Source organism: Paenibacillus sp. DS2015, assembly GCF_050433705.1.
In the GTDB taxonomy this organism is placed as follows: Bacteria; Bacillota; Bacilli; order Paenibacillales; family Paenibacillaceae; genus Paenibacillus_AQ.
In genome coordinates this window covers 1-1,202 of sequence record NZ_JBNPWS010000090.1, presented here as the reverse complement: position 1 = coordinate 1,202, position 1,202 = coordinate 1, and the positions used below count along the sequence as shown (strand labels likewise).

The following is a 1,202-nucleotide window of genomic DNA, read 5'->3' as shown; positions in this document are numbered from 1 at the left end:
CTCCTTTTTCACTAGATGATAAAGGAAGGTTTAGAAAATGGCAGTGAAAGATTGTAGGATTTAAAAAGCTACCGCGTAGCGGTTTAGTTCAACACAGCATTTCTGCTGCGGGCATTCGCCCTTGATCGCCAAGAGGGATATCAGAGGAGTTAAATCAGGCGATACATCCAACCGGCTAAGTCTAACGACCCGTTCCCTATGGTCACTTAAGCCGCTTGAACGTCAGAAATGCCAAACGTTATACGCAACCCCTTTGAGAATGTTAAACCATCGAAAACAAGTAACAAAAAAATGATGAATAATGGTTAAAGGATTAATTAGACTAAGGAAAATAGAAGGTAGACAAAGAGCATAAAAGAATTAATAGAATAAGGATGGATTCCGGAGAAGCAGTTGAGAACAAAGATACTAGAGATAGAGAAGGGGAACCTTTCCTATGCGGAAACGGATTTGATAGAGCCAAAGGATAGAACACATCAAGACATATTAAATACATAAAACACACAAGACATATATGGATGTGGAATCGAAGAAGAAGGGGCAGCGTATAACAATGCATTTTTGCTTCGTCGCTGACGCTCCTTGGTCCCCAAGGGGGATTTCGAAGTAGTTAATTCAGGCGACACATTCAACCAGCTAAGTCTGACGACCCGTTCCCTTTGGTCACTTAAGCTGCTTGAACGTCAGAAATGCGCAACGTTAGGTGAAATTTCCGCAATTGATAAGGAGACAAAAAATGATAATACTAGGGATGTTATTAGCAAGTATTATATTATTGCTTTCATTCACAATAATCGGACCATATGGAATAGTCATATTTCTAATCTTAATATTTGGACTAGTATTCAGCACATATCACAAAAACCAACAGATATATGAAGACATAAAAATAATAAGAGAAAAATTAGGATTACTAAGGGATGAAGAAAAAGAAGAATTAGAAATTAAAAAAAGTGAAGAAGAATATATGAATGCAAATAAGAATCCAGAATTTATTTCTGAACTAGATCAAGAAATTGAGGAAGAACTTAAGAAATATATTGAAGAAAACCCAGATTCAAAAGATAAATGAAAATAAGACATGGATTTTGAAAGTTTATCGAAGAGGGCGGGTCTGTCAATAGTTTTGTGTAAACTCTTTTAATATGGCTTCTCCCCGAGGGGAGATAAAAATCATTTCACATACTGCCCAACACGTTCTG

Annotated in this window: 1 protein-coding gene; it reads left to right on the top strand. The window is 36.8% G+C overall.

From position 1 onward, the window contains the following. Nucleotides 1-736 precede the first annotated feature (736 nt). Nucleotides 737-1,072, top strand: coding sequence for a hypothetical protein (locus J2T13_RS26255; RefSeq protein ID WP_429375661.1), 336 nt, complete (start codon nucleotides 737-739; stop codon nucleotides 1,070-1,072). Nucleotides 1,073-1,202: the final 130 nt, after the last annotated feature.

Coding starts and splice junctions, on each gene's coding strand:
- J2T13_RS26255 (WP_429375661.1), top strand. CDS start 737: ATGATAATACTAGGGATGTTATTAGCAAGTATTATATTATTGCTTTCA.